Annotated in this window: 20 protein-coding genes, 1 pseudogene and 1 riboswitch; of the genes and pseudogenes, 11 read left to right on the forward strand and 10 right to left on the reverse strand. The window is 74.5% G+C overall.

The window, feature by feature from the left end; translation table 11 throughout:
- Positions 1-12 precede the first annotated feature (12 nt).
- From K7472_RS23480 to K7472_RS23490, 3 genes and pseudogenes are all read right to left on the reverse strand, one after another.
- Positions 13-957 carry an SDR family NAD(P)-dependent oxidoreductase gene (locus K7472_RS23480; protein ID WP_222980510.1) on the reverse strand — a complete coding sequence of 315 codons (945 nt, stop codon included), beginning with the start codon at positions 955-957 and terminating at the stop codon, positions 13-15.
- A gap of 204 nt (positions 958-1,161) precedes the next feature.
- The gene (locus K7472_RS32925) at positions 1,162-1,350 is read right to left on the reverse strand and encodes a DUF5808 domain-containing protein (RefSeq protein WP_308014048.1); all 189 of its coding nucleotides are present in this window, start codon (positions 1,348-1,350) and stop codon (positions 1,162-1,164) included.
- Positions 1,351-1,575: 225 nt separating this feature from the next.
- A pseudogene (locus tag K7472_RS23490) lies at positions 1,576-1,941 on the reverse strand (transglycosylase family protein); the annotation flags it as partial.
- A gap of 5 nt (positions 1,942-1,946) precedes the next feature.
- A riboswitch (cyclic di-AMP (ydaO/yuaA leader) is annotated at positions 1,947-2,085 on the reverse strand.
- 408 nt (positions 2,086-2,493) lie between these two features.
- On the opposite strand from K7472_RS23490, the gene K7472_RS23495 reads away from it, so the two are divergent.
- The 3 genes from K7472_RS23495 to K7472_RS23505 all read left to right on the forward strand — a co-directional run bounded on the left by K7472_RS23495 (position 2,494) and on the right by K7472_RS23505 (position 4,636).
- Positions 2,494-3,492, forward strand: a complete 999-nt coding sequence (locus K7472_RS23495) for an NAD-dependent epimerase/dehydratase family protein (protein WP_222980512.1) — start codon at positions 2,494-2,496, stop codon at positions 3,490-3,492.
- Positions 3,493-3,502: 10 nt separating this feature from the next.
- Positions 3,503-4,033 carry an acyl-CoA thioesterase gene (locus K7472_RS23500; RefSeq protein WP_222980513.1) on the forward strand — a complete coding sequence of 177 codons (531 nt, stop codon included), beginning with the start codon at positions 3,503-3,505 and terminating at the stop codon, positions 4,031-4,033.
- Positions 4,034-4,216: 183 nt separating this feature from the next.
- Positions 4,217-4,636 (forward strand): hypothetical protein, encoded by a 420-nt coding sequence (locus K7472_RS23505; RefSeq protein ID WP_222980514.1) that lies wholly within the window; start codon positions 4,217-4,219, stop codon positions 4,634-4,636.
- 195 nt (positions 4,637-4,831) lie between these two features.
- Here K7472_RS23505 and K7472_RS23510 read toward each other — a convergent pair whose 3' ends face one another.
- Entirely contained in the window at positions 4,832-6,298 is a 1,467-nt protein-coding gene (locus K7472_RS23510; RefSeq protein WP_308014049.1) for an LCP family protein, read from the reverse strand.
- 377 nt (positions 6,299-6,675) lie between these two features.
- Between K7472_RS23510 and K7472_RS23515 the strand changes: the two genes are divergently transcribed.
- Positions 6,676-7,719, forward strand: a complete 1,044-nt coding sequence (locus K7472_RS23515) for a glycosyltransferase family 2 protein (RefSeq protein WP_222980515.1) — start codon at positions 6,676-6,678, stop codon at positions 7,717-7,719.
- A gap of 79 nt (positions 7,720-7,798) precedes the next feature.
- Here K7472_RS23515 and K7472_RS23520 read toward each other — a convergent pair whose 3' ends face one another.
- Together K7472_RS23520 and K7472_RS23525 are read right to left on the reverse strand one after the other, a co-directional pair.
- On the reverse strand, positions 7,799-9,454 hold the full coding sequence (locus K7472_RS23520; protein ID WP_222980516.1) for an LCP family protein: 1,656 nt from the start codon (positions 9,452-9,454) through the stop codon (positions 7,799-7,801).
- Between the two features lie 136 nt (positions 9,455-9,590).
- Positions 9,591-10,346: a TIGR03089 family protein gene (locus tag K7472_RS23525; RefSeq protein WP_222980517.1), complete on the reverse strand. Its 756-nt coding sequence runs from the start codon at positions 10,344-10,346 to the stop codon at positions 9,591-9,593.
- 101 nt (positions 10,347-10,447) lie between these two features.
- On the opposite strand from K7472_RS23525, the gene K7472_RS23530 reads away from it, so the two are divergent.
- Both K7472_RS23530 and K7472_RS23535 read left to right on the forward strand, forming a co-directional pair.
- Positions 10,448-11,845 carry a peptidoglycan recognition protein family protein gene (locus tag K7472_RS23530; protein ID WP_222980518.1) on the forward strand — a complete coding sequence of 466 codons (1,398 nt, stop codon included), beginning with the start codon at positions 10,448-10,450 and terminating at the stop codon, positions 11,843-11,845.
- Between the two features lie 103 nt (positions 11,846-11,948).
- Positions 11,949-12,869, forward strand: coding sequence for a DNA-3-methyladenine glycosylase family protein (locus tag K7472_RS23535; protein ID WP_308014050.1), 921 nt, complete (start codon positions 11,949-11,951; stop codon positions 12,867-12,869).
- A gap of 27 nt (positions 12,870-12,896) precedes the next feature.
- Here K7472_RS23535 and K7472_RS23540 read toward each other — a convergent pair whose 3' ends face one another.
- From K7472_RS23540 to K7472_RS23550, 3 genes are read right to left on the reverse strand one after another with little or no spacing between them, the layout of a single operon-like run.
- Positions 12,897-14,252, reverse strand: a complete 1,356-nt coding sequence (locus tag K7472_RS23540; RefSeq protein ID WP_222980519.1) for a coenzyme F420-0:L-glutamate ligase — start codon at positions 14,250-14,252, stop codon at positions 12,897-12,899.
- Positions 14,249-15,238, reverse strand: a complete 990-nt coding sequence (gene cofD, locus K7472_RS23545; protein ID WP_222980520.1) for a 2-phospho-L-lactate transferase — start codon at positions 15,236-15,238, stop codon at positions 14,249-14,251. The genes K7472_RS23540 and cofD overlap by 4 nt, the downstream gene beginning before the upstream one ends.
- Positions 15,239-15,265: 27 nt before the next feature.
- A complete protein-coding gene (locus tag K7472_RS23550; protein ID WP_308014051.1) occupies positions 15,266-15,853 on the reverse strand; it encodes a cysteine dioxygenase in 588 nt (195 codons plus the stop codon).
- Between the two features lie 804 nt (positions 15,854-16,657).
- On the opposite strand from K7472_RS23550, the gene K7472_RS23555 reads away from it, so the two are divergent.
- From K7472_RS23555 to K7472_RS23565, 3 genes are all read left to right on the forward strand, one after another.
- On the forward strand, positions 16,658-16,921 hold the full coding sequence (locus K7472_RS23555; RefSeq protein WP_109446459.1) for a WhiB family transcriptional regulator: 264 nt from the start codon (positions 16,658-16,660) through the stop codon (positions 16,919-16,921).
- Between the two features lie 215 nt (positions 16,922-17,136).
- Complete coding sequence (locus K7472_RS23560) at positions 17,137-21,042, forward strand: glycosyltransferase (RefSeq protein ID WP_222980521.1); 3,906 nt, start codon at positions 17,137-17,139, stop codon at positions 21,040-21,042.
- The gene (locus tag K7472_RS23565; RefSeq protein ID WP_222980522.1) at positions 21,039-22,538 is read left to right on the forward strand and encodes a DUF5719 family protein; all 1,500 of its coding nucleotides are present in this window, start codon (positions 21,039-21,041) and stop codon (positions 22,536-22,538) included. Before K7472_RS23560 ends, K7472_RS23565 begins: the two co-directional genes overlap by 4 nt.
- 79 nt (positions 22,539-22,617) lie before the next feature.
- Here K7472_RS23565 and K7472_RS23570 read toward each other — a convergent pair whose 3' ends face one another.
- The gene (locus K7472_RS23570; protein ID WP_222980554.1) at positions 22,618-23,034 is read right to left on the reverse strand and encodes a metallopeptidase family protein; all 417 of its coding nucleotides are present in this window, start codon (positions 23,032-23,034) and stop codon (positions 22,618-22,620) included.
- 426 nt (positions 23,035-23,460) lie between these two features.
- On the opposite strand from K7472_RS23570, the gene K7472_RS23575 reads away from it, so the two are divergent.
- Together K7472_RS23575 and K7472_RS23580 are read left to right on the forward strand one after the other, a co-directional pair.
- Positions 23,461-23,880, forward strand: a complete 420-nt coding sequence (locus K7472_RS23575; protein WP_222980523.1) for a DUF3499 domain-containing protein — start codon at positions 23,461-23,463, stop codon at positions 23,878-23,880.
- Between the two features lie 181 nt (positions 23,881-24,061).
- Positions 24,062-25,420 (forward strand): phosphomannomutase/phosphoglucomutase, encoded by a 1,359-nt coding sequence (locus K7472_RS23580; protein WP_222980524.1) that lies wholly within the window; start codon positions 24,062-24,064, stop codon positions 25,418-25,420.
- Positions 25,421-25,434 lie beyond the last annotated feature (14 nt).

Here is a 25,434-nt window from a genome sequence, read left to right on the forward strand (position 1 = left end):
GGCCGACACCGGTCACCGTGACGGATCGACGCCCGTCAGGGCGCGGCTGACGTCCCACAACCGCGTCGCGACGGACGCGTCGGCGAGGTGGTCCCACATCGGCTCGCGGCGGGGCTCGCCGCGCAGGCCGAAGACGCGCGGGCCCCACAACTCGCCCCCGCGCACGGCCGGATCGAGCACCGCGCGGACCGCGGGCCACGCGCCCGCGTGCTTGCCCTGGAGCAACAGGCCCGCGGGCGCCGCGCCCAGCCGTGCGCCGGTGGTCCGCATGTGGACCGGTGGCCGGGAGGGGGTGAGGGAGTCCAGCGCGCCGCCGGGATGGGCCACCACGCTCGCCACGGTGCTGCCGGCCGCGCGCAGGCGGCGGTCGAGTTCGACGCCGAAGTACATCTGCGCCAACTTCGAGCGTCCGTAGGTGCGTTTGGCCTGGTAGTCCGTGAGGGACTGCGGGTCGTCCAGGTCGAGCCGCTCCGACTTCGCCGCGAAGCTGCCCGTCGTCACGACGCGCGCCGCGGGTGCGGCCGACAGCAGCGGCATCAGCCAGTGGGTCAACGCGAAGTGCCCGAGGTGGTTCGTGCCGAACATCAGCTCGTGACCGTCCCCGGTCTCCTCGCGCGGCGGATCGTCCAGCGCGACACCGGCGTTGTGGACGACCGCGTCGAGGCGTTCCACGTCCAGCGACTCCGCGACCGCCCGCAGCGACGAGAGGTCGGCCAGGTCCATGCGTACGGACCGCACCCGCGCACCCGCGACCCGGGCACGGATCGACGCGATGGCGTTCTCGGCCTTCGCGGGACTGCGGCTGCCGAGCACGACCGTCGCCCCGGTCGTCGCCAACTGCTCCGCGACGAAGTACCCGATGCCCGCGTTGCCGCCGGTGACCAGGAAGACACTGCCGTCGGCACGCGGCAACCGCCGCACGTTCCAGGGCCGGGCGGCGGCGGATGAGGATGACATGGCGACGGGACTCCCTCGCTGGTGCGGACGGCCGCGGCGGCTCGCCGGGCGGTTACCGCGCCCACGCTTCCAGCGGCCACCGACATCCCGCCCACAGACCACCGAGACCTCGGCGCGACGGCCTACATCCCGCCTACACGGCCCCGGGCGTCCCGCCCACGCGGCCCCGGGTATCCCCGCCTGCACGGCCCCCGGCCGGTGCGCTCAGCCCTTGTGGGCGGCGGTGAACACGCCGACGGCGATCGGTGCCGCGAACAGCAACCACGACACCGGGCGGGCGAAATTCAACGTGCGGCCGAACCCCAGCCGCTTGGGCACGAGAACCCGGGGGTCGTCCCGGTTGACGTAGAACTGCCCCAGCTTCCAGTAGCGGTCGTCGTCGTCCCGGTTCACGCCGCCACCTCCCCTCTCGGCCTGCCTGGCATCAACGTACGCGCCACAGGAAAGGGACGGCCAGGCAGCCGTGACCGCGCACACCGCCCCCAGCGATCCCGTCCGGCAGCGGTCTCCGCCCGGAGAAACGGCCGCGGCCCGGCACGCGCACCTTTCGGTGGCGTGCCGGGCCGCTCGGGCTCGGCTGGGGTGCCGGGCCGCTCACGCTCGGGGCGGGGTCTGTCACAGACCGCCCGCGGAGGCGCACTGCCAGGCGCCGCCGCCCTGCATGCCGTACAGGGTGTTGGCGACGGCGATCTGCTCCGCCTTGGTGGCCTGGTCCGCGCGCGGCGCGTACTTCAGGCCGCCGGCGGCCGCCCAGGAGGACGGGGAGAACTGCAGGCCGCCGTAGTGGCCGTTGCCGCCGGAGTCGTGGTTCTGCCAGTTGCCGCTGGACTCGCACTGCGCGACGGCGGTCCACTGCGCGTCGGTCGGGTGGGAGGCGGCGGAAGCGGTGGTGGCGCTCAGGACCGGCACGGCTATCGCGGTGCTCGCGACGGCGGCGAGAGCGGTCATGCGGACGGACTTCGAGACACGGTTGAGCTTGAACATGGGGAGTTGATCCTCACCGGCGCCTACGAGGTCAGCTGTCGGGTTCGGGCTGGTGAGTGCCCGGCCGTGTGCCGTGAGGCGCACAGCTTCACCCCTAGCCGGGGCCCGGTTCCGGGTGGTTCCGGGTCCCGGCGGAAGACCTTGGGTCCCCCGCTCCTGCCGTACGGCGCTTCCGCGTCGACTGTTCTCATCGGCCGGCGGCAGGATTAGGCGTCCTGGCCGACGAGGTCCGCAGCTGCGAACGAGATCGACCAAAACACGGGTCGCCGGGGGGAGGCAAGGGTCGGTATCTATGGGGGCCATTAGTAGGTAAAGGGTGGAAATACCCATAAGGGCTGGTCAAGGGGGAGTAAAGGTACTATCTGGGCCGCTTATGGGCGTTATGTCCCATGAGGTACATCACAGTGAACCCCCTGATCCGGGTGGGTGATTGTGGCCTGGGCCACGTGACGGGCGGCTTCGCGGGTGGTCTCCACGGCCGCTGCGGCAAGGCTCCAGAAGCGGCCGACAGGGTGGACGCGAAGCTGCCGAGCCGCGGGCCAGGAGGACGAGATGAGACCAGCCGGACCTGACGAGGGACTGGCGCGGGGGCCCGTGGTGGTGCTGGGGGGCACCGGATGGATCGGCCGCTGGGTGTGCGCCGCGTTCGCGGCGACCGGGCGGCCCGTGCTGGCCGTGGCCCGCGAACTGCGTCCGTTGCCGGACGACGTGCGGCTCTACCGGCTGGACGCGGCCGGTCTCGACACCGCGGGCCTGACCTCCCTGCTGGCCGCCGAACGCCCGGCGATCGTGGTGAACGCGGCGGGCGGCTACTGGACCGGCAGCCTCGCGCACATGGAGCACTCGTTCATCGAGGTCACCCGGCGGCTGATGGGCGCGATCGACCGGCTCCCCGAGCGGCCCCGCGTCGTCCACCTGGGCACCGTGCTGGAGTACGCGCCGCCCGCGTACGGCGTGCCGCTGACCGAGGACGCGCCGACCGCGCCCGACACCGACTACGGCCGGATCAAGCTGGCCAGCACCCGGATGGTCACCGACGCCGTGCGCGCCGGACGGGCCGACGCGGTCGTGCTGCGGCTCGCCAACGTCTGCGGCGTCGGCGCCCCCGTGCAGAGCCTGCCCGGCCGGGTCGCGGCCCAGCTGGCCGAGGCGGAGGTGCTCGGGCGGCCCGCCCGCCTGGAGTTCACCGGCCTGACCGGCCATCGCGACTACGTGGACGTGCGCGACGTGGCCCGGGCGATCGTCGCCGCGGCCACCGCGCCGGACCCCGGGCGCCGCCTGTTCAACATCGGCGGCGGCGTCCCCGTCCCCGTACGCGAGGTGGTCGACGGGCTGATCGCGGTCAGCGGCGTCCCGGCCGACCTGACCGTGCGTCCGGCGCAGGCGGGCCCCGCGGCCGGTGGCCTGTGGTCGGCGGTGGACCCGGGCGCGGCGGCCGAGACCCTGGGCTGGCGGGCGGAGATCACCTTCGCGGAGTCGCTGGCCGCGCACTGGGCCGACGTGAGCACCGCCACCCGGGCGGCAGCCGAACCGGACTGGTCGGCCGCTTAGGGTTGACCGCATGAACGAGGTACCGCTCCCGCCGAAGCCCACGTCGGCCTCCCGCATCACGCTGTCGCACATCATGTCGGCGCACGACACCAACCTGCTCGGCACGGTGCACGGTGGCGTGGTGATGAAGCTGGTGGACGACGCGGCGGGCGCGGTCGCCGGACGGCACTCCGAGGGCCCGGCGGTGACCGGCGCGATGGACGAGATGGCGTTCCTGGAGCCGGTCAGGGTCGGCGACCTGCTGCACGTGAAGGCGCAGGTCAACTGGACCGGGCGCAGCTCCATGGAGGTCGGCGTCCGGGTGATGGCCGAGCGCTGGAACGAGTCCGGCCCCGCCCAGCACGTGGCCAGCGCCTACCTGGTCTTCGTCGCGGTGGACGCGAACGGCATGCCGCGCGCGGTGCCCGAGGTGAAGCCGGAGACCGAACGCGACGAGGGCCGCTACCAGGAGGCGCAGATCCGGCGCACCCACCGGCTGGCCCGCCGCCGGGCGATCATGGAACTGCGGGACCAGCGCGCCGCCGAGGGCATCGACGACTGATCCGACGGCCTGGGCGGCGTCGGCGGTGGCGGTGGCGGTGGCGGCCAGGGCGCCCGGGTGGGCGGCAGGGATCGGCCAAACCGGCTAACAATCTGATAATCCGGATTATGTGGACCTTCCTCGACATATGCCTAAACGGCGACCGGGCGTGTCTGTTCTACGCGCCCCGACGAGAGGAAAGTCATGCAACGCACCACCGCCGCGTTCGCCGTTCTGGCCGCCGTGGGCCTGGGCATCGCGCTCCCGGCCACCGCGCAGGCCGCCGCCCCGCACAGCGCCAACTGCCCGAACGGCTTCAAGCCCGGTTTCGCCCTGAGCAACAAGGGCCTGTTCCAGGCGTGTGTGGTGGCGGACGAGACGGCCAACCCGGCCCTCACCGACACCCAGCTGGTCCCGGCGAAGCCCGCCAAGCCCGCCAAGCACCAGACCCCGGCCCAGCACCAGGTCCCGAACAAGCCGGCCCGCCACCAGACCCCGGCCAAGCCCGCGCAGCCGGCGAAGCCCGCCAAGCCGGCCAAGCCCGCCCAGCCGGCGCAGCACCAGAACCCGGCCAAGCCGCAGGCCCCGATGTCCCCGCAGCAGGACGAGCAGCCGGTCGGCTGAACCTCCCGCCGGTGAAGGACGGGCCGCTCCAACCGGCCCGTCCTTCGCACGTCCGCCTCGACGCGTGGCCCACGGCCACAGCGGACCCCGGGGCCGGCCCTCCCCGGCGGCTCACCCGCGAACACCTCGATGTCCCTGAGCAGTCGGCGCGGGCCGGTCACGCCTCGACCCCAGGCCCCGGCCCAAGTCGCCGTCCTAGTCCCCGTCGCACAGCTCCTGCTGGCCGTTGAGCGCCGTCACCCCGGTCGCGGGGTCGGCGGGCGGGGGCGGCGGCGCGCCCTCGACCGGGGTCACGTCCTTGAAGTCGGCCCCCAGCAGCACCCGGAAGACCGGGCCCTGGTGCCGTACCGGACGCAGCACCGCACCGGGCAGCGCGGTGGCCAGCGACCGCACCGACAGGTTCCAGCGCGGGTCGTACTCGACGACCGTACGAGGCACCGACCGCAGGCGTTCGCGCGGCGCCGGGTCGACCACGAAGCCGGTGGCCCGCAACTGGTCGGCGGCCCGTTGCGCGCCGGGACCGCCCAGCACCTCGACGCGGACGCTGCCCGGCGGGACCTCCACCCGCTGCCGCACCGGTCCGGTCGGCGACGGCGCGGGGGCGGGGGACGCGGGCGTGCCCGGGGACGAAGCGGACGGCGAGGGGGCCGGGGGCGTGCCGGTCAGCGGGTGGTCGGCCCGGATCGCGGCGAAGAGCTTGTCCGCCTTGGGCTGGTCCCAGGTGACCGTCGCGCCGATGCCCGGCACCGGGTAGTCGAGGTTGGCGACCGGCACCGAGGTGAACTCCGCCGACGCGGGCGAGAAGTGCCGCATCGCCTCCGCGAGGCCCACCAGGTCGGCGGGCTTGAGCCCCGGGTCGGCGCGCACCGAGCCCAGCGCGTCGCCCAGGGTCGAGCCCAGCTTCACCGGGTCGAGCAGCAGCCCGCTGGCGGTCGCCTTGTGGATCAGCTCGGCGACGAAGCGCTGCTGACGGCGCATCCGGCCCAGGTCCGCCGACCCGTCCACGTAGCGCGCCCGCACGTACTGCAACGCCTGGCCGCCGTTGAGGACGGTCGTGCCGACCGGCAGGTTCAGGCCCGACTTCGGGTCGTGCAGCGGGCGTTCGGTGCAGACCGGGACGCCGCCGAGCGCGTCCACCGTCTTCATGAAGCTGACGAAGTCCACTTCCAGGTAGTGGTCGATGTGGACCCCGGTCATCCGCTCGACCGTGCTGACGGTGAGCGCCGGACCGCCGATGGAGTACGCGGCGTTGATCTTCTCGGGCCGGGAGCTGCGGCCGTCCCCGTCCGGCAGCCGTACGTAGGTGTCGCGCGGGATGCTGATCACGCTCAGCCGGGAGCGGTCGGCCGAGACGTGCGCCAGCATGATCGTGTCGGTGCAGTGGCAGGGCGCGCCGCCCAGGTCGTACTGCTGCTTCTCCTGCGCGGTGATGCGGTCCCGGCCGTCGGTGCCGACGAGCAGGAAGTTCTCCCCGGCGCCCGCGGCGGGGCGGTGGGCGAGGCCCTGGAAGACGTTGACCCGGCCGATGTCGCCGCCGACGCTGCCCATCGCCACGTTGGCCAGCCCCGAGGTGGTCAGCACGGCCAGCGAGAGCGCCCCCGCGATCCGCATCAGCCTGCGCTTGCGCAGCCTGCGGTGGCGGCCGCCGGAGCGCTGCGGCACCGGGCGGGCGGTGGGCCGCGCCGTACGGGCCGCGGGGCGCGCGGCGCGGGAGGCCCGGACCGGGCGGACGGGGCGGCCCGGTCGCTGGCCGGGGACGGCGCGGGGGTGAGGGGGGCGGCCTGGCACGGGCGGACCTCCGGGGTGGGGCGGCACGGCGTACGGACGAATCGGCATACAAGACGCAGATAAGACGTTCACGCTAGGGCGATACGGGGGCCGGGCCGCGCCCCCACGCCGGGCACCCCGCGCCCGCTCACCCGACCGGCGCTCCCCTCACCCGACCGGCCCCCCGGCGGGCCGCCGCCCCTCACCTGACGGCGCCCCCCGGCTCACCCGACCGGCCCCGCACTCAGCCGTTGGGGGTAGCCTGTGCGCCGATGAACGCCGTGAACGCCACGAGTGGCCAGCCCCTCCCCGCCGTCTCCGTGATCATGCCGGTGCTCAACGAGGAGCGGCATCTGCGCGAGGCGGTGACCCACATCCTCCAGCAGGAGTACGCGGGGGACATGGAGGTGGTGATCGCCCTCGGGCCCTCCACCGACCGCACCGACGAGATCGCCGCGGCCCTGGTCGCCGAGGACCCCCGGGTGCACACCGTGCCCAACCCGACCGGCCGCACCCCGGCCGGGCTGAACGCCGCGATCAAGGCCTCCCGGCACCCGGTCGTCGTCCGCGTCGACGGGCACGGCATGCTCTCGCCGGACTACATCGCGACCGCGGTGCGCCTGCTGGAGGAGACCGGCGCGGCCAACGTCGGCGGCATCATGCACGCCGAGGGCGAGAACGCCTGGGAGCGCGCGGTGGCCGCCGCGATGACCTCGAAGATCGGCGTGGGCAACGCGGTCTTCCACACCGGAGGCGAGGCCGGCCCCACCGAGACCGTCTACCTCGGCGTCTTCCGGCGCGAGGTGCTGGAGCGGCAGGGCGGCTACAACGAGGAGTTCGTCCGCGCCCAGGACTGGGAGCTGAACTACCGCATCCGCGAGGCGGGCGGCCTGATCTGGTTCTCGCCCGAGCTGCGGGTCTCGTACCGGCCCCGGCCGAGCGTGCGCAAGCTCGCCCGGCAGTACCACGACTACGGCCGCTGGCGGCACGTCGTCGCCCGCTACCACTCCGGCTCGATCAACCTGCGCTACCTCGCGCCGCCCGCCGCCGTCGTCGCCATCGCGGCCGGCGCGGTCGTCGGCGCGCTGGTGCACCCGGTCGGCTGGGTCGTCCCCGGCGGCTACGCGGCCGCGATCGCGCTGGGCTCGCTGCCCGCGGGCAAGGGTCTCGACGCGGGGGCGCGGGCGCGCATCCCGGTGGCACTGGCCACCATGCACATGTCCTGGGGCTGGGGCTTCCTGACCAGCTCGAAGAAGCTGGCCCGCAAGGTCATCGCCAGCCGCCGCCCGGCGGTCCGCGAGGGCGCGACCGCCTGAGGCCGACCGCTTGAGGCCGGTTGCCCGGGGCGGTGCGCCGCCCCGGGCTTCGACGGCGGCCCGCCTCAGTGGCTGCCCGTCACCAGCTGTACCCGCCGCTGACGTTGACCTTCATGCAGGCGTCCGTGCCGGCGTTGAGCGCGGCGGCGGTGTCCGGCAGCTTCGTGGGGTCGGAGCCCGCCGCCTTCGGGTACGACTCGCCCGTACGCCAGTCGGAGCCGACGACCAGGGTGATGCCGCTGACGGCGGTCGACTTGCGCACCGCGCTCGCCGGGATCCCCAGTGCCTTGGCGACGGCCTGGGCGTCCGCCTGGAGGTCGTTGCTCGGGTAGGTGATCGTGGTGTCGGCCTGCGACTGGAGCGTGTCGTCGGTGGCCGCGCGGGTGAAGCCGAGGGCGGCCAGCCGGTCGGTGACGGAGCCCGCCCGGCCGGGGACCGGCGCCAGCGAGATGGTCCCGGTGCCGTTGCGCACGTCCACCGCGATGCGGTCCTTGGGCGCGGCGGTGTCGGAGGGCGACGGCGAGGCCGGGGCCGAGGCGGACGTGCTCGGCTTGGCACCCGGTGCGCCGCCCTTGCCGTCGGCGGGGATGTCGCCGCGGACCATCGCGAACAGCTTCTCGGCGTCCGAGGTCGGCACCACGTGCGCGTCGGGCGCCTGCGGGTCGGGCGCCCACGGCATCGTGGTCATGGTGATCCGGTCGGTCGGCACCTTCTGCAACTGCCCGGCCAGGTCGTAGAGCTTCTTGACGGTGCCCAGGCCCTGGTCCACGGTGAGCGCCTTCGTCGCGCTCTCGGCGAGGTTCATCAGCTCACCGGGATCGGTGAGCTTCGCGGAGGACTTCAGCTGGCGCACCATCGCGCTCATGTACATGTGCTGCGCGTGGGTGCGGCCGATGTCGCTGCCGTCCTCGAAGCCGTGCCGGGTGCGCAGCCACTGGAGGGCCTGCTGACCCTGGATGACGTGGGTGCCCTTGGTGAGCCGCAGGCCCGAGTCCTTGTCGTAGATGTTGTTGTCGACGCAGACCGGGACGCCGCCGACCGCGTCGGCCATCTTCACCACGCCCGCGAAGTCGACCATCATGAAGTGGTCGATGGGTATGCCGGTCAGCTCCTCCCAGGTGGCCACGGTGCAGCCGGGACCGCCGTGCGAGAGGCTGTCGGTGATGATGTCGTTGGACGGCGCGTACTTCTTGCCGGTCGCCGGGTCGGTGCACTCGGGGATGTCCACCCGGGTGTCGCGCGGCACGCTGATGACCGTCATGTTGCTGCGGTCCGCGGAGACGTGCAGCAGCATCTCGACGTCGGCGTGCGGCGGCCCGCCGATGTCGTAGGTGGCGCCGCCCAGCTTGACGTCCTCGGAGGTGTTCCGGCTGTCGGAGCCGAGGAGCAGGATGTTCAACGGGGTCTGCCCGGCGGCGTTCGGCACGGCGGGCGCGAGGTGCTTGGCGCCCAGGTCGAGGTCGGCCTTCTTCAGGTTGCCGTTGAGATGCCGGTAGTACGCGTACGCGGCGCCGCCGCTGCTCAGCACGATGAGCGCGGTGCCGACCGCCACCCACTTCAGGGCCCGGCGTCTGCGGCGGCGACGGGCGCCGCCGTCACCGCCGTCACCGCCGCCAGGGGTGTTGCCTCCGTCGCCCCCGTCCCGCCGGTGCCCGCCGCCGGAACGCTGCGCGGGCACCTGGGTGGTGTCGCCGGCGAGGGGCCGGACCGGCTCTGCTGCGGTGCCGTCGCGCATCAATCCTCCTGGGTGTCAACCCAGTAGGACAAGCAACACCCTTTCGTGGTTGCATCGTTCCGCTTACGTGACTTTTCGCGCTGAAGCAGTCACGCAGCGCAGAGTTCACGCCATCGCCATGGATCCGTCGCCGCGCTCACATCACGGTGTGTGTCACCCGTTCCGCCTCGCGGCGACGCTCCAGCGCCTCGGGGGACAGCTCGCCGACGTGCCGGCACAGCACCACCGACCCGCCGGCCACCAGCGGAGCCAGCAGCCCGGCGGCCAGCCCCTCCCAGGTGTCGTACGACAGCGCCGACAGCACCCGCGACCCCGCCGAGAACCCCGACTCCCGCGCGCTGTCCAGCGCCCGGGCGGTCACCTCGGCGCCGGTCAGCTCGGTGCCGTCGGGCAGTACGAGCGCGGGCGCGTGCGGATCGACCGGCGTGTACGGCACGAAGCGGTCACCCTGGCTCGGCACCTCGACCGCGTAGTCGGCGAACCCCTGCGGCGGTTGCGGGAAGCGCGCGCCCAGCGGCTTGAGCGCCAGCGCCATCCGCTCGCCCGGACAGGCCAGCGCCCGCTCCAGGGTGTCGGGTCCGCTCACCACCACGTCGGCCGCCGCCGCCTCGCCGCCCGGTGCCGCGACCACGCCCGCCGAGAAGCAGGCCAGCAGCCAGGCGGCGGTCTGCCAGTGCGCGGGCAGCAGCAGCGCGACGCGGTCGCCGGGCTGCGCGGACAGCTCGTCCTGGAGCAGATTGGCTGTCTTCGCCACCCAGTTGGCGAGGGTGGCCACCGACAGTTCGACGCGCTCGCCGGTGGCGTCGTCGTAGAACGTCAGCAGCGGGCGCGCGGGGTCCGTGGCCAGCGCGGATCGCAGGAGATCGGCGGGGGTGCGGTCGGAAGCGTTCACGCGGCAAGAGTACGGGGCCGCCCCGGACGGTCCGTGGGCCGATCGGACGGTCCGTCAGCTGACGACTCGCATGATTTGCCGTTTATGACACCATTTCAGTCATGCGTGCATTCATCGCTTCCACGGTCGGGGCCGCCTGCGCGTGCACGGCCGCTTTCGCCCTCCCGCTGATCATGTCGGCCGGAGCCTCCGCCCACGGCAGCCGTGGCGCCGCGTCCCCGGTCCGGCTCGCCGACGCCTCCGACGCGGCCGGCAGTACCCGGTACCAGCCGCTGATCCGGCTCGGACCCCCCGCCGCCACCGGCTCCGGCGCCCGGGCCCGCGCCGCCGCCGCGGTCCAGGGGGTGCGGACCGAGGCGGTCCGGCCCTTCTCCCTCATCGGCGTCACCTGGAACGACGGCACCACCGAGCTCAACGGCACGGTGCGGGTGCGTACCCGGTCGGTCGCCACCGGTGCCTGGTCCGGCTGGCAGACGCTGGAGAACAGCGACGACGTGCCCGACTACGACTCGCCGGAACGCGCCTCAGGCCACGTGCGCGGGGCCACCGCGCCGCTGTGGGTCGGCGACTCCGACGGCGTCCAGGTGCAGGTCACCCCCGCGGCTCCGGCGAGCGGCCGGGCGGCCGTGCCCGCGCTGCCCAAGGGCCTGCGGGTGGACATGGTCGACCCGGGCGGTCCTTCGGTGCGGGCCGCGGCGCCCTCGGCGGCACCGCTGGACTCCCAGTCGGCCGCCGCCGAGCAGCCGTCCGCCCCGGCGACGCCGCCGGCCCCGTCCACCACCGCGTCCACCTCCGCGGCGCCCGCCGCGCCGGCCGCTTCCACTGCCGCCTCCACCTCCGCCTCGCCCTCCGCGAGCCAGCAGCCCGACGACCGGGCCGAGGGCGACGAGGCCGCGCACGCCGCCCGGCCCAGGATCGTCACCCGGGCGGGCTGGGGCGCCGACGAGGGCATCCGCGAGCGGGCCTTCGAGTACACCTACACCGTCAAGGCGGCCTTCGTGCATCACACGGCCACCGGCAACGACTACAGCTGCTCGCAGGCGCCCGCCATCATCCGCGGCATCTACCGCTACCACGTCAAGAGCGAGGGCTGGCGGGACATCGGCTACAACTTCCTGATCGACAAGTGCGGCACGATCTACGAGGGCCGGGCGGGCGGCGTGACCCGCGCCGTGCAGGGCGCCCACACCCTGGGCTTCAACACCGACACCACCGGCATCGCCGTCATCGGCACGTTCTCGACGGTCCGGCCCAGCGCGGCCGCGGTCAGCGCCCTGGAACACCTGACGGCCTGGAAGCTCGGCCTGACCGGCGTGAACGCGGACGCGAAGACCACGCTCGTCTCCGGCGGCAGCAACAAGTACCGCAAGGGCGCGCGGGTGTCGTTCTGGACGATCTCCGGCCACCGCGACGGCTTCGCCACCGAGTGCCCCGGCACCAAGCTGTACGACGAACTGCCCGCGATCCGCAGGGCCGCGGCGAAGCTCCAGGGCAGATAGCCCCCCACGGCTCCCGCGTCCCGTGAGCCCGCTCCCACGTCCCCGGGAGCGGGCTCACGGGCGTACCAACGGGTGCCCGGGGGAGACCGTTACCCTCGGTGCGGTGTACACCTCCTCCGTCTCCCGTCGCGCCGGGGCCGCCGGCAGCGTGCTGGACCTCGGGCTGACGCTCGGGGTGCTGGCGCGCGGCCCGGGCGACCCGTCGTTCCGGATGACCGCGGACGGCACCGTCTGGCGGGCCTGCCGTACGCCGCAGGGCCCGGGCACGCTGCGGGTGGCACCGGCGGGGGACGGCCGGGTGGGCGCGCAGGCCTGGGGGCCCGGCGCCGACTGGCTGATGGACGCGCTGCCCGCGCTGCTGGGGGAGGAGGACGACGCGACCGGCTTCGTGCCGCGCCACCGCGTCGTCCACGAGGCGCACCGCCGCCACCCCGGCCTGCGGCTGACCCGCACCGGGCTGGTCCTCGAATCGCTGATCCCGTCCGTGCTGGAGCAGAAGGTCACCTCCGACGAGGCGTACCGCGCCTGGCGGCTGCTGCTCCAGCGGCACGGCGAGCCCGCGCCAGGGCCGTTCCCCGGACTGCGGGTCATGCCCGACGCGCGGGGCTGGGCGCTGATCCCGTCCTGGGAGTGGCACCGGGCGGGCGTCGACGGCAAGCGCGCCGCGACCATCGTGCGGGCGGCGCGGGTGGCGCGGCGGCTGGAGGAGGCGACCGCGCTGCCGCCGGCCGACGCGGCCGCCCGGCTCCAGCTCGTCCCCGGCATCGGCCCGTGGACCGCCGCCGAGACCGTCCAGCGCTCGCACGGCGCCCCGGACGCGGTCACCGTGGGCGACCTGCACCTGCCGAACAGCGTCGGCTACGCGCTGACCGGGGCGCGCACCACCGACGACGCCGGGATGCTGGAGCTGCTCGCGCCGTACGAGGGACACCGGCACCGCGCCACGCGGCTGATCCTGCTGGGCGGACCCAGGCGCCCGCGCCGCGGACCGCGTTTCTCGCCCAACGACATCCGGCTGATCTGACCGCGGAACGCCCGCGGGGCCGCCCGGCTACCTGACCGTGACGAACGCCTCCGCGTCCCGCTCCGGGCGCGGCGCCGGTTCCGCGGCCGGGCGGCCCACCGCGACCGCGCCCATCGGGTCCCAGTCGCCGGGCAGGTCCAGCGCCTTGCGCACGACGTCGCGGCAGAACATCGTCGACGACACCCACGCCGAGCCCAGCTGCTCACCGGCCAGCGCCACCAGCAGGTTCTGCACCGCGGCGCCCGCCGCGACCACGAACATCTCGCGCTCGGCCGCGCCCCGGCGGCCGTCGGGGTAGGTGTGCGAGCCGTCCATCACCAGGCACGGCACCACCAGGTACGGCGCCCGCCGCAGCACCTCGCCGCGCCGAAGGCGCCGGGCCACCGACTCCTCGGAGAAGCCGTCCGCCCGCAGGTCCGCGATCCACGCCTCCCGCATCGCGTCCAGCAGCCGCGTGCGCGATTCCCCGGACTCCAGCAGCACGAACCGCCACGGCGTCGTGTGGTGCGGCGCGGGCGCGGTCACGGCCGCCGCGACCGCCCGCCGCACGGCCGCCGGGTCGACCGGGTCGTCGGTGAACTCCCGTACCGTGCGCCGCAGGGTGACCGCCTGCCGCAGCGCCTCGGAGGTGCCCAGCCGGAACATGTCGTCGGCCGCGCCGCGCGCCAGCGCCCGCGCCCCGGGGGCGTCGTCCGCGCCGCCCGCGGGCAGCACGTACCGGCCGAGGCCGCGCACGACCGCCACCGGGACGCCGGACGCCTTGCCCTTGACCAGGTCGCCCGCCGCCGCCAGCTCGTCGGCCACGGCGACCACGGTGGCGTTCAGCTCGTTGCCCTGCGCGTCGGTGCCGCCGCGCAGGTCGTCCAGCACGCGCAGCCCCGCCGCGCCGATGGCGACGTCGGTCAGGCCGTTGCGCCAGGGGCGGCCGAAGGTGTCGGTGACGACGACCGCGACGTTCACCCCGAGCGCCTCGCGCAGCGCCACCCGCAGCCGGGCCGCCGACGCGTCGGGGTCCCGCGGCAGCAGCAGCACGGTGCCCGGCTCGGTGTTGGACGCGTCCACCCCGGCCGCGGCCATCACCAGGCCCTGCCGGTTCTCCACGATGCGCAGGGTGCCGCGGCGGGCGACCAGCCGGACCGTCTCGGCGTCGATCGCCGCCTCCCGGTCGTCGGCCCGCACGACGCGGCCCTCCGCCTTGCTGACGATCTTGGAGGTGACCAACAGCACGTCGCCGTGAGCCAGTTGACCGTCCCCCACGGCCGAGGCGATCAGCGCCGCCAGGTCGTCGCCGGGCCGGACCTCGGGGATGCCCGCGACGCCCCTGACCTCGTACGAGGGGACGGCGGCATCGGAGGAGAGGGCGTCGGGTGCCGGGGTGCTCATGCCCGCGCCTCCCCGCGTACCTCTTCGGCCAGCGTCAGCGCCTCGCGGGCCATCCGCGCCGCCGCGTGCACGTCCGTCATCATCAACGGCACCGCGCGGCAGCGGATCCCGGCCGCCTCGACCGCCTCGCTCAAGCCCGCGTCCACGGTGTCGACCAGCCAGCCGTCCAGCAGCCCGGAGCCGTAGTGCTCGGCCACGGCCGCCGCCGTCGACTCCACGCCGACCGCCGCCAGCACCTTGTCCGCCATGCCGCGCACCGGCGCGTCACCGACGATCGGGGAGAGCCCGACCACCGGCACGCCCGCCTCGGCGATCGCCTCGCGGATGCCGGGGACGGCGAGGATCGTGCCGATGCTGACGACCGGGTTGGACGGCGGGAAGAGGATCACGTCGGCCCCGGCGATCGCCTCCAGCACGCCGGGCGCGGGCTTGGACTGCTCGGCGCCGACCGGCAGGATCGCCTGCGCGGGCACCGAGGCGTGCAGCCGCACCCAGTACTCCTGGAAGTGCACCGCCTTGCGGCCGTCCTCGGGGGTGTCGACGACGACATGCGTCTCGACCCGGTCGTCGGTCATCGGGATCAGCCGCACGCCCGGCTGCCAGCGCGCGCACAGCGCCTCGGTCACCGCGCTGAGCGGATAGCCCGCGCCGAGCATCTGGGTGCGCACGATGTGGGTGGCGAAGTCGCGGTCGCCGAGCCCGAACCACTCCGGGCCGACCCCGTACGCGGCCAGCTCCGTCTTGACGGCGAACGTCTCGTCGGCCCGCCCCCAGCCCTGTTCCTCGTGGATGCCACCGCCGAGGGTGTACATCACGGTGTCGAGATCGGGACAGACCTTCAGCCCGAACAGATGGATGTCGTCGCCGGTGTTGCCGATGACGGTGATGTCCGTCGTACCGGCGTCGTCGGCGTCCGCGACGGCTGCCTTGAGGCCGCGCAGAAACCGGGCGCCCCCGATACCTCCGGCCAGAACCACGATGCGCATGACGCACAGTCTGTCAGGGCCGCCTCGTCAGCCCGCCACGCGCTCCTGCCCGCCGCCCGCCGCCGCCCCGCCCGCCGCCTCGGCCAGGGCGCCCCGCTCGACGTGCCCGTACGGGGTCATCTCGGTCAGGCCCGGGAAGTAGACGTGCAGGCTGACCGCGGGCTCCAGCGAGTCGTTGACCACCTCGTGCACGTGTCCGGGCGCCGCCACCCGCACCGCGCCCGGCCGCAGCGTGTCCCGGCGCTCCCCGCCCGGCGTGATCGAGCGCTCCGTCAACTCGCCCGCCAGCACGGTCAGTACGCCGCTGGAGTCCCCGTGGTCGTGCGGCCCGGTGCCCTGGCCCGGCACCCAGCTCAGCAGCCACACCTCGTAGCCGGGGCCGGTGGCCAGCCGGGCGTACCAGCGGGTGGTGGCGTCGTAGCGCACCAGCGGCGCCCAGCGCTCCCGGTCGGCCGCGACGCTCCGGGCGAGGCCCGCGAACTCGGCGACGGTGGCCGGATGGCGGGGGACCGGCGGCAGCAGGTGGGGGAGGGCGAGCGGATCGCCGGCGATGGAGATGTCGGAGAGGCGGGGGACGTCCACGGCCGGGACGGCGGCGAGGGGGGCGCGATACACGGTGGTCCTTGCGGGGAGGAGCTTCGGTGGGCGGCACGAGGGGGCTGCGGGTAGCCGTAGGGAAGGACCCCGCGGCGGAGCGCGGGACGAGACCCGGCGGAATCAGCGGTGGACCGCTGCCCCGGCGGCCGGAGTACCGGCGGCGGGCGGGGCGGTCAGGCGGTCAGAGAGCGCGCGTCAGCGACAACAGCCGCGACAACAGCGGCGGAGGAAGAGGTCGTGATCCGGCACGGCGGCGGCACGGGTCGCGCTGAGGCGGGTCCCGGTGGGCGCGTGGGTCACGGACATGGGATCAAGGAGACCGGCAGAGCGGTCCGTCTGTCAACTTGATGTCGGGTTTGCCGGGAATCTTTCACCTGATCCGGTTCATCGCCCTGATGAAAGGTTTGTTCGTCGAAGGCCGCGGATACCTCCCGCACCATCCGTACGTGGTCCGTACGCGGAGACGCGGTCGTGCTTCCGTGACCGGACTGTGATCCATCCCGCTCCGCCGCCGTGCCGGGAACGACGGGCGCGCCCGCCGCGTCCTTCTGGGCAGACGGCGGTCAAGTGCCGTGCATGCCAAGGATGTTCGAGGGCATGCGCGGTGCGAGGGAGATCGCAAACGCGTGCTGTCATGATTTGGGCCGATTTGAACACTTTCTGCTCACCCTTGGTTCCGCGGAGTGAATAAGGGGCCCAATAGCAGATCTCGGCTTGACTGGCCCGGATCAGCACACTTGTAATTTCACTCGTGTCGTTTAAGGCCCAACCGGCCGACGACGGCGTTTACGGGGAAACGACGGACGGACGAGGGGCGCGCGCATGACCGAGCAGTTCCAGCTGCTGCTGGCCGAGGAGGCGGACGAGGAACTCGGATGGCAGGAGCGTGCCCTGTGCGCGCAGACCGACCCCGAGTCCTTCTTCCCCGAGAAGGGCGGCTCCACCCGCGAGGCGAAGAAGGTCTGCCTCGCGTGCGAGGTCCGCTCCGAGTGCCTGGAGTACGCCCTCGCCCACGACGAACGGTTCGGCATCTGGGGCGGGCTGTCCGAGCGTGAACGCCGCCGCCTGAAGAAGGCCGCGATCTGAGGCCACGCCCCGCCCCGGGGACCGGCGGAAACCAGACCGGGCCAATCACGGTGAACACCGGACGAAACCGCGGGGGCACCCGGTACGGGCACCGGACGGCGGGCGGACCGGGGCCCGCGATGAGCCGTTAGTGTGGGTGGCCGTCCGAGACACGTGACAGGCCGAGCAGGCCGCGCGCGTCCACCGCAGTCCAGCGAACCGGGGCCCGCACCTCGATGTCCGTGCACAGCCACCAGGGGGGACACCCCGCCCAAGAGGCGGCCCACGCCCCCGCCCAGCCACCGGCGTTCCCGCGTCACATCGTCACCGCCGTGCTCGTCGCGCACGACGGAGCCCGCTGGCTCCCCGACGCCCTGTCCGGGCTGCTCGGCCAGGAACGCCCGGTACAGGACGTCGTCGCCGCCGACACCGGAAGCGCCGACGACACCGCCCGGTTGCTCACCGAATCGCTCGGCGCCGACCGCGTACTGCACCTGGCCCGCCGCACCGGCTTCGGCACCGCCGTCGCCGAGGCACTGCGCGCCACACCGCCGGTCACCCCGGACCGACTCCCGTACCTGACCGACGCGAACGGCTGGAACCGGGCCGCCGGAGCCTGGGACGACGACGCCCGCGACGGCGACCCCGTGCAGTGGCTGTGGCTCCTGCACGACGACTGCGAGCCCGCCCCCGACGCCCTCGCCCAGCTGCTGCGGGTCGCCGACTCCACGCCGTCGGCCGTCATCATCGGCCCCAAGCTGCGCAGTTGGTACGACCGCAGGGCGCTGCTGGAGGTCGGCGTCAGCATCGCCCGCTCCGGCCGCCGCTGGACCGGCCTGGAACGCCGGGAGCAGGACCAGGGCCAGCACGACCAGGTCCGCCAGGTGCTGTCGGTCTCCTCCGCGGGCATGCTGGTCCGCCGCGACGTGTGGGAACGGCTCGGCGGCTTCGACCGCCGCCTGCCGCTGATGCGTGACGACGTCGACTTCTGCTGGCGCGCCCAGGCCGCGGGCCACACCGTGCTGGTCGCCCCCGACGCCGTCCTGCGGCACGCGGAAGCCGCCTCCCGCGAGCGCCGCGCCGTCGACTGCGCGGGCCGCACCCCGCACAACCCGCACCGCGTCGACAAGTCCGGCGCCGTCTACACCCTGCTCGCCAACACCCGCGGCGCGCTGCTGCCCTACGTCGCCGCGCGCATCGTCATCGGCACCCTGCTGCGCACCATCGGCTACCTCGTCGGCAAGGTGCCCGTACAGGCGCTGGACGAGGTCACCGGTCTGCTCGGGGTGCTGCTGCGGCCCGGCCGGGTCCTCGCCGCCCGCCGCGAACGCGGCAAACCCGCCGTGGAGCCCGCCGAACTGCGCCCGCTCTTCCCGCCGCCCGGCGCGACCGTGCGGGTCACCGTCGAGCAGGTCTACAGCAACATCTCCGGCCGCGCCGAAGCCGACTCCTCCTCCGCCGGACGGCACGGCGGCGGGATGGAGTCCGGGCCCGGCGACGACGACGCCGACTTCCTGGAGGTCGAGCAGTTCGCCCGGCTGCGCAGGATCGCCCACAAGCCGGGGCCGATGCTGTTCGTGGTGCTGCTGCTGGTCTCGCTGATCGCCTGCCGCGACCTGCTCGGCGGCGGCTCCCTCGCCGGCGGCGCCCTGCTGCCCGCCCCCTCCGGCGCCTCCGACCTGTGGGGCGCGTTCACCGGGGCGTGGCACGCGGTCGGCACCGGCGACACCCAGGCCGCCCCGCCCTACCTCGCGATGCTCGCCATCGCCTCCTCCGTCCTGTTCGGCAGCACCGGGCTCGCCCTGACCCTGCTGCTGGTCTGCTCGGTCCCGCTCGCCGGGGTCACCGCCTACTTCGCCTCCCGGCCGCTGGTGGAGTCCCGCCTCCTGCGTGCCTGGGGCTCGATCGCCTACGCCTTCCTGCCCGCCGCCACCGGCGCGCTGGCGGGCGGCCGCCTCGGCACCGCCGTCCTCGCCGTCCTGCTGCCCCTGATGGCCCGCGCCGCGGTCGCCGCCAGCGGCCTGACCGGGGCCCCCGGCTCCCGCCCGAGCTGGCGTTCCGCCTGGGCGTACGGGTTGCTGCTGACCGTCACGACCGCGTTCACCCCGATCGTGTGGCCGCTGGCCGTGGGCCTCGCGGTCGCCGCGCTGGCGCTGCGGGGACTGCGCGGGCAGGGCGGGCTGCTGGTGCCGCAGGCGCTGCGGCTGCTCGCCGCGCTCGCCACGCCCGTCGTCGTGCTGGCGCCGTGGTCGCTGACGCTGCTGGCGCACCCCTCGTTCTTCCTGCGCGAGGCCGGACTGACCTACCGCGGCGGCACCGCCTCCGCGCTCGACCTGGCCGTGCTCAGCCCCGGCGGCCCCAAGGCCACCGCGGGACTGCTGCTGATCGGGCTGGTGCTCGCCGGGTTCGCGGCGCTGCTGCGCGGCGATCGCAGGCTCGCCGTGCTGACCGCCTGGACCGTGGCGCTCGCCGGACTGGTCGCCGCCGCCGCGCAGAACCACTACGACTGGGCGGGCTCCCCGACCCTCGTCTACGGCTTCGCGCTCATCGCCGCCGCCGTCGTCGGCGCCGAGGGCGCGCAGGAACGCATCTCCGCCTCCGGCTTCGGCTGGCGCCAGCCCGTCGCCGCGCTGATCGTGCTGGCCGCCGCCGTCGCCCCGCTGATCGCGGCCGCCGACTGGATGTACAACGGCGCCGCCGGGCCCCTGGAGCGCACGAGCGCCACCCAGGTGCCCGCGTTCGTCGCCGAGGAGGCCTCCACCAGCGACCAGCCGCGCACCCTCGTCCTCGACGGCGACCCCGGCCACGTCAGGTACTCCCTGGTGCGCGGCGCGGGCGCGCAGATCGGTGACGGCGAACTCACCGCGGAGGCGGGCCGCGACACCGGCCTCGACGCGGTCGTCGCCAACCTCGTCGCGGGCTCCGGCGCCGACCAGACCAGCGCGCTGGGCGACTACGCCATCGGCTACGTGCTGCTCCAGCCCGGTGCCCCCGCCGACATGAGCCGCATCCTCGACGGCACCCCCGGCCTGAACCGGCTGAGCCAGGCCGGCGGCACCGCGCTGTGGCGCGTCTCCCAGGACGTCGCCCGGGTCACCATCACCACCCCCAAGGGCGCTACCGGCCCGGCCGCCGGCCCCGTCCTGGTCTCCTCCGGCAAGGTCGAGGCGCACACCACGATCCCGTCCGGCGCGGACGGCCGGGTGCTGCGCGTCGCCGACACCGCCGCGCCCGGCTGGCACGCCACGCTGGACGGCAAGCCTCTGACCGCGACCACCGTGGACGGCTGGGCCCAGGGCTTCCGGCTCCCGGCCCAGGGCGGCCACCTCGACCTCACCTACGACGCGCCCTTCACGCACACCGCGTGGCTGGCAGCGCAGGGCCTGCTGGCGCTGGTCGTGATCGTGCTCGCGCTGCCCGGCCGCCGCCGCGAGATCGACGACGACCTGCCCGAGGAGGCGCTCGCCGCGGCCGCCGCCGCGGTCCCGGCCCAGCCGGTCGAGGGCGAGGGCCGCCGCGCCCGCCGCCTGCGCGCCCAGGCGGAGGCCGCCGCAGCGGAGGCCCAGGCCGCCGAGGCCCCGGAAGCGGGCGCCGCCGCGGTGCCGCAGCCCGAGCCGGACGCGTTCGCCCCGCAGCCCCCGGACCCGTACGACCCGGCGCAGCCCCAGCCCGACGCCTACGACCCGGCGTCCCAGGCCGTCCCCGACGCGTACGACCCGGCGCAGCAGCCCGAGCAGCCCCCGTACGCCGACGTCCCCGCGCAGCCGACCGGCTACGAGGAGTGGAACGCGTACAGCTACCCGCAGCAAGGCGGCGAGTACCAGCAGCAGGGCGGCGAGTACACCACCTACGCGGAGGGCCAGTACACCGAGGGCGGCTACCCGGCCGCGCCCTACCCCGCCGACGCGCCGTACCAGGACGCCTCTAACCAGGACGCCGGTCACCAGGCGGGCTACCAGGGCGACCCGTACCAGCAGGGCTACGACACCGGCCAGTACCCGCCGTACCAGGACCCGGCCCAGGATCCGCCGCAGGACCAGGGCGGCGAGTACCACCCGTACGGCTATCCGCCGCCGCCCCGCGCCCCGCACCACGACTCCGCCTACGACCCGGCCCACGGTGACGGGAGCGAGCAGCAGTGAACCGCACGACCTACTCCCTGGCCGGCGTGGTCGCCGCCTTCGCGGCCGTCTTCGGGATCGCCACCGTGCTCGCCCCGGCGCCCGGCTCGGACCAGCCGAAGGTGTCGACGACCGCCGCGCGCAAGCCCGTCCAGCGCTCTACGCTGGTGTGCCCCGGCGTCACCGGCTCGGACTACGCCGCGACCACCTACACCGCCTACACCCCGCCCGGCACCGTCACCGGCTCCGGTGGCACCGCGCAGCTCCAGGTCGGCCAGACCGCCGACGGCGCGGGCAACACCACCAGCGGCGGGGGCGACGGCAAGCCGGTCGCCCCGCTGACCGCGCCCGGCAAGCCGGTCACCGCCAACGCCGCCAAGACCGCCAGCCCCCTCATCGGCACCGCCGACGGCGCCTTCGCCCCCGGCTGGACCGTGCAGGAGACCACTACCGTCCAGGCGGGCGCGGGGCACGGACTGCTCGGCACCTCCTGCGGCACGCCGGGCGCCGACTTCTGGATCCCCGGCGCCAGTACCGCGAGCGGCCGCCAGGACTACGTGCAGCTGACCAACCCCGACTCCACGGCCGCCGTCGCCGACATCGAGCTGTACGACGCCAACGGCGCGGTCAACGCCCCCGGCGGCGAGGGCATCACCATCCCCGGCGACTCCTCGGTCCCGGTGCTGCTGTCCACCCTCACCGGCGAGAACAGCAGCGACCTGACCGTCCACGTCGAGGCGCGCACCGGCCGGGTCGGCGCCGCCGTGCAGGCGATGGACTCCAGCGCGGGCGGCGACTGGCTCGACCCCTCGGCCACCCCCGCCACCAGCGCCGTGCTGCCCGGCATCCCCGCCGACGCCTCCGACGTGCGGCTGGTCGCCTACGCGACCGGCTCCGACGACGCGAACCTGAAGGTCCAGCTGCTCACCCCGACCGGCGCGATCACCCCGGCCGGCCACGAGACGCTGGACCTCAAGAGCGGCATGACCACGGCCGTCGACCTCGGCGCCCTCACCAAGGGGCAGGCCGGATCCCTGCGGCTCACCCCGACCGACCCCTCCCAGGCCGCGCCGTTCGTCGCCGCCCTGAAGGTGGTCCGGGGCAAGAACGGCAACGACGAGACCGCGTTCATCCCCGCCACGGCCGCCGTGGGCCAGCGCGCCACCGTCGCCGACGACCGCTCGGGCGCCACCACGCTCTCGCTGGCCGCCACCGACTCCGCCGCGACCGTGCGGGTCACCTCGTCCGCCGGATCGGGCGGCGGGACCCCGGCCACCAAGACCGTCACCATCCAGCCCGGCACCACGGTCTCCCTGACGCCTCCCGCTCCGCAGGGCGGCAAGGGCACGTTCGCGGTCACCGTCGAGCCGCTGTCCGGCGGGCCGGTCTACGCGTCCAGGGAGCTGGCGGTCGCGCAGGACAGCCTGCCCGCGTTCACCATCCAGACGATGCCCGACGACGGCGGCACGGTGGCAGTGCCGACGGCCGGTGAGGACCTGACGATCCTGCAACGCTGACCGGTGAGGACCCGAAGATCCTGCAACGCTGAGGGCGCGGCCCGAAGGCCCCGAAGGCTCGCGTGAGCCTTCGGGCGCCTCAGTCCTCGCCGTAGCGGGGGTCGACGTTCTCCGGGGACAGCCCCAGCAGCTCCGCGACCTGCTCGACCACGACCTCGTGGACCAGCAGCGCCCGCTCGTCGCGGCTCTTCGCGCGGATCTCCACCGGGCGCCGGTAGATCACGATGCGGTTCGGCGAGCCCTGGCCCGTCTCGCCCGCGGACACCAGCCTGCCCAGCGGCACCACGTCGTCGTCCTGGTCGCCGGGCACCGCGGGCGGCACGTCCTGCACCGCGAACTCGACCTCCGTGAGCTGCGGCCAGCGCCGCTCCAGCCGGTCGGCCGCGTCCCGTACCAGATCGTCGAAGGCCTCGGAGCGGCTCACCGCCAGCGGCACCTGCGGCGGCGCGATCGGGCCGCGCATGCCCCGGCCGTGGCGGTCCCTGCGGCGCGGCATCCGGCCGGGTGCCGCGCCGGACGCGGCAGCCGGGCCGGGGCCGGCGGCCGGGGCCGGTGTCTGGCCCGGCGACTGGCCCGGAGGCTGCGGGCCCGGGGTCTGACCGGGCGCGTGCGGCGGAACGGGTGTCTCCATCACGTGCAGCGTAGCCGCCGGGCACGGCACCTCGCCCACCTCGCCGCGCGGCACCGCTTCCCGTACCCCGTACAACTCCCGTGATGTCACGCAATGCGCGTTCGCCGCACAAACCGGACCGATCACCTCCGCCCCGGTGAACACTCCGCGTGCCACATCTGGCGCTCTTCGTGGCCATCGCCGACCGCCTCGCCCCGGGCCGTCCCCGTCGGCACCGGCTTCCGCGCAGGTCGCGACCGTGGTCACGGGATCAGGCGGTCCCGGCACGCCGGGACGACACGAGAGGGTGAGGTGAGGGAGAGTCGTCGCGGCCCGCTCAAGAGTGCGGTACCGTCCAACGTCGTGAGCCCTGTACGTCGTTGTTCGCGCACCGCGTGCGGTCGTCCCGCCGTCGCGACGCTGACGTACGTCTACGCGGACTCCACCGCCGTCCTCGGTCCGCTCGCCACCTATGCCGAGCCGCACTGCTACGACTTGTGTTCCGAGCACTCGGCCCGGCTGACCGCGCCGCGCGGCTGGGAGGTCGTCCGGCTCGCCGTCGACACCGGCCCCACCCGGCCCACCGGTGACGACCTCGAAGCCCTCGCCAACGCCGTGCGCGAGGCCGCCCGCCCCCAGGACCGCCCGGGCGCGCAACCCGGCCGCGACGGCGACCCGGTCGAGGTCGCCCGCCGCGGCCATCTGCGGGTGCTGCGCTCGCCCGAGTCGTAGGCGACTCGTAGGCGCAAGCGCGTAGGCGACAGCGCCACCGGACTTCCGCCGGGCCGCCACCCGGGCGTGCGCGAGCTGCCGCGCGGCCCGTGCTCCACGAGGACTCCGCCGGGGCGGGTAGGTTGGTGCCAGTTGTCCGTCCTGCCGCGCTTCACCGGCGCGTGTTCCCCCAGGAGTTGCAGTGCCCGACCTGACGCAGATCGTGAAGGCGTACGACGTCCGCGGTGTCGTCCCCGACCAGTGGGACGAGACCCTCGCCGAACTGTTCGGCGCCGCCTTCGCCACGGTCACGGGTGCGCGGCAGATCGTCGTCGGCCACGACATGCGCCCGTCCTCGCCCGGACTGTCGCACGCGTTCGCCACCGGCGCCGCCTCGCGCGGCACGGACGTGATCGAGATCGGCCTGTGCTCGACCGACCAGCTCTACTTCGCCTCCGGCAAGTTCGACATGCCCGGCGCCATGTTCACCGCCAGCCACAACCCGGCGCAGTACAACGGCATCAAGATGTGCCGCGCGGGCGCCGCCCCCGTCGGCCAGGACACCGGCCTCACCGAGATCCGCCAACTCACCGAGGAATGGGCCGAGTCGGGCCTGCCCGCCACCGACGCCACCGCCGGCACCGTCACCAAGCGCGACACCCTCGGCGACTACGCGGCCTACCTGCGCGGCCTGGTCGACCTCACCGCCATCAGGAGCCTCAAGGTCGTCGTCGACGCGGGCAACGGCATGGGCGGCCACACCGTCCCCACCGTCTTCGACGGCCTGCCCCTCGAACTCGTCCCGATGTACTTCGAACTGGACGGCACCTTCCCCAACCACGAGGCCAACCCGCTCGACCCGAAGAACCTGGTCGACCTCCAGGCCAAGGTCCGCGAGACCGGCGCCGACATCGGCCTGGCCTTCGACGGCGACGCCGACCGCTGCTTCGTCATCGACGAGCGCGGCGAGCCGGTCTCCCCGTCCGCCATCACCGCCCTGGTCGCCGCCCGCGAACTCGCCAAGCACCCGGGCGAGACGGTCATCCACAACCTGATCACCTCCTGGTCGGTGCCCGAGGTCGTCAAGGAGTGCGGCGGCACGCCCGTGCGCACCCGCGTCGGCCACTCGTTCATCAAGCAGGAGATGGCCCGCACCGGCGCCATCTTCGGCGGCGAGCACTCCGCGCACTACTACTTCCGGGACTTCTGGAAGGCCGACACCGGCATGCTCGCCGCGCTGCACGTGCTGGCCGCGCTCGGCGAGCAGGACGGCCCGCTGTCCGGACTGGTCGCGCAGTACGACCGGTACGCCGCCTCCGGTGAGATCAACTCCACCGTCGACGACCAGGCCGGCCGCGCCGCCGCCGTCCGCGAGGCCTTCACCGGCCGTGAGGGCGTCGACTTCGACGAGCTGGACGGCCTGACGGTCGCCGCCGCCGACTGGTGGTTCAACCTGCGTCCGTCCAACACCGAGCCGCTGCTGCGCCTCAACGTCGAGGCCCGCGACCAGGCCACGGTCGAGCGGGTCCGCGACGAGGTGCTGGCGATCGTCCGCGCCTGACGCCTGACGCCTGA

Source organism: Streptantibioticus parmotrematis (genome assembly GCF_019890615.1).
In the GTDB taxonomy this organism is placed as follows: Bacteria; Actinomycetota; Actinomycetes; order Streptomycetales; family Streptomycetaceae; genus Streptantibioticus_D; species Streptantibioticus_D parmotrematis.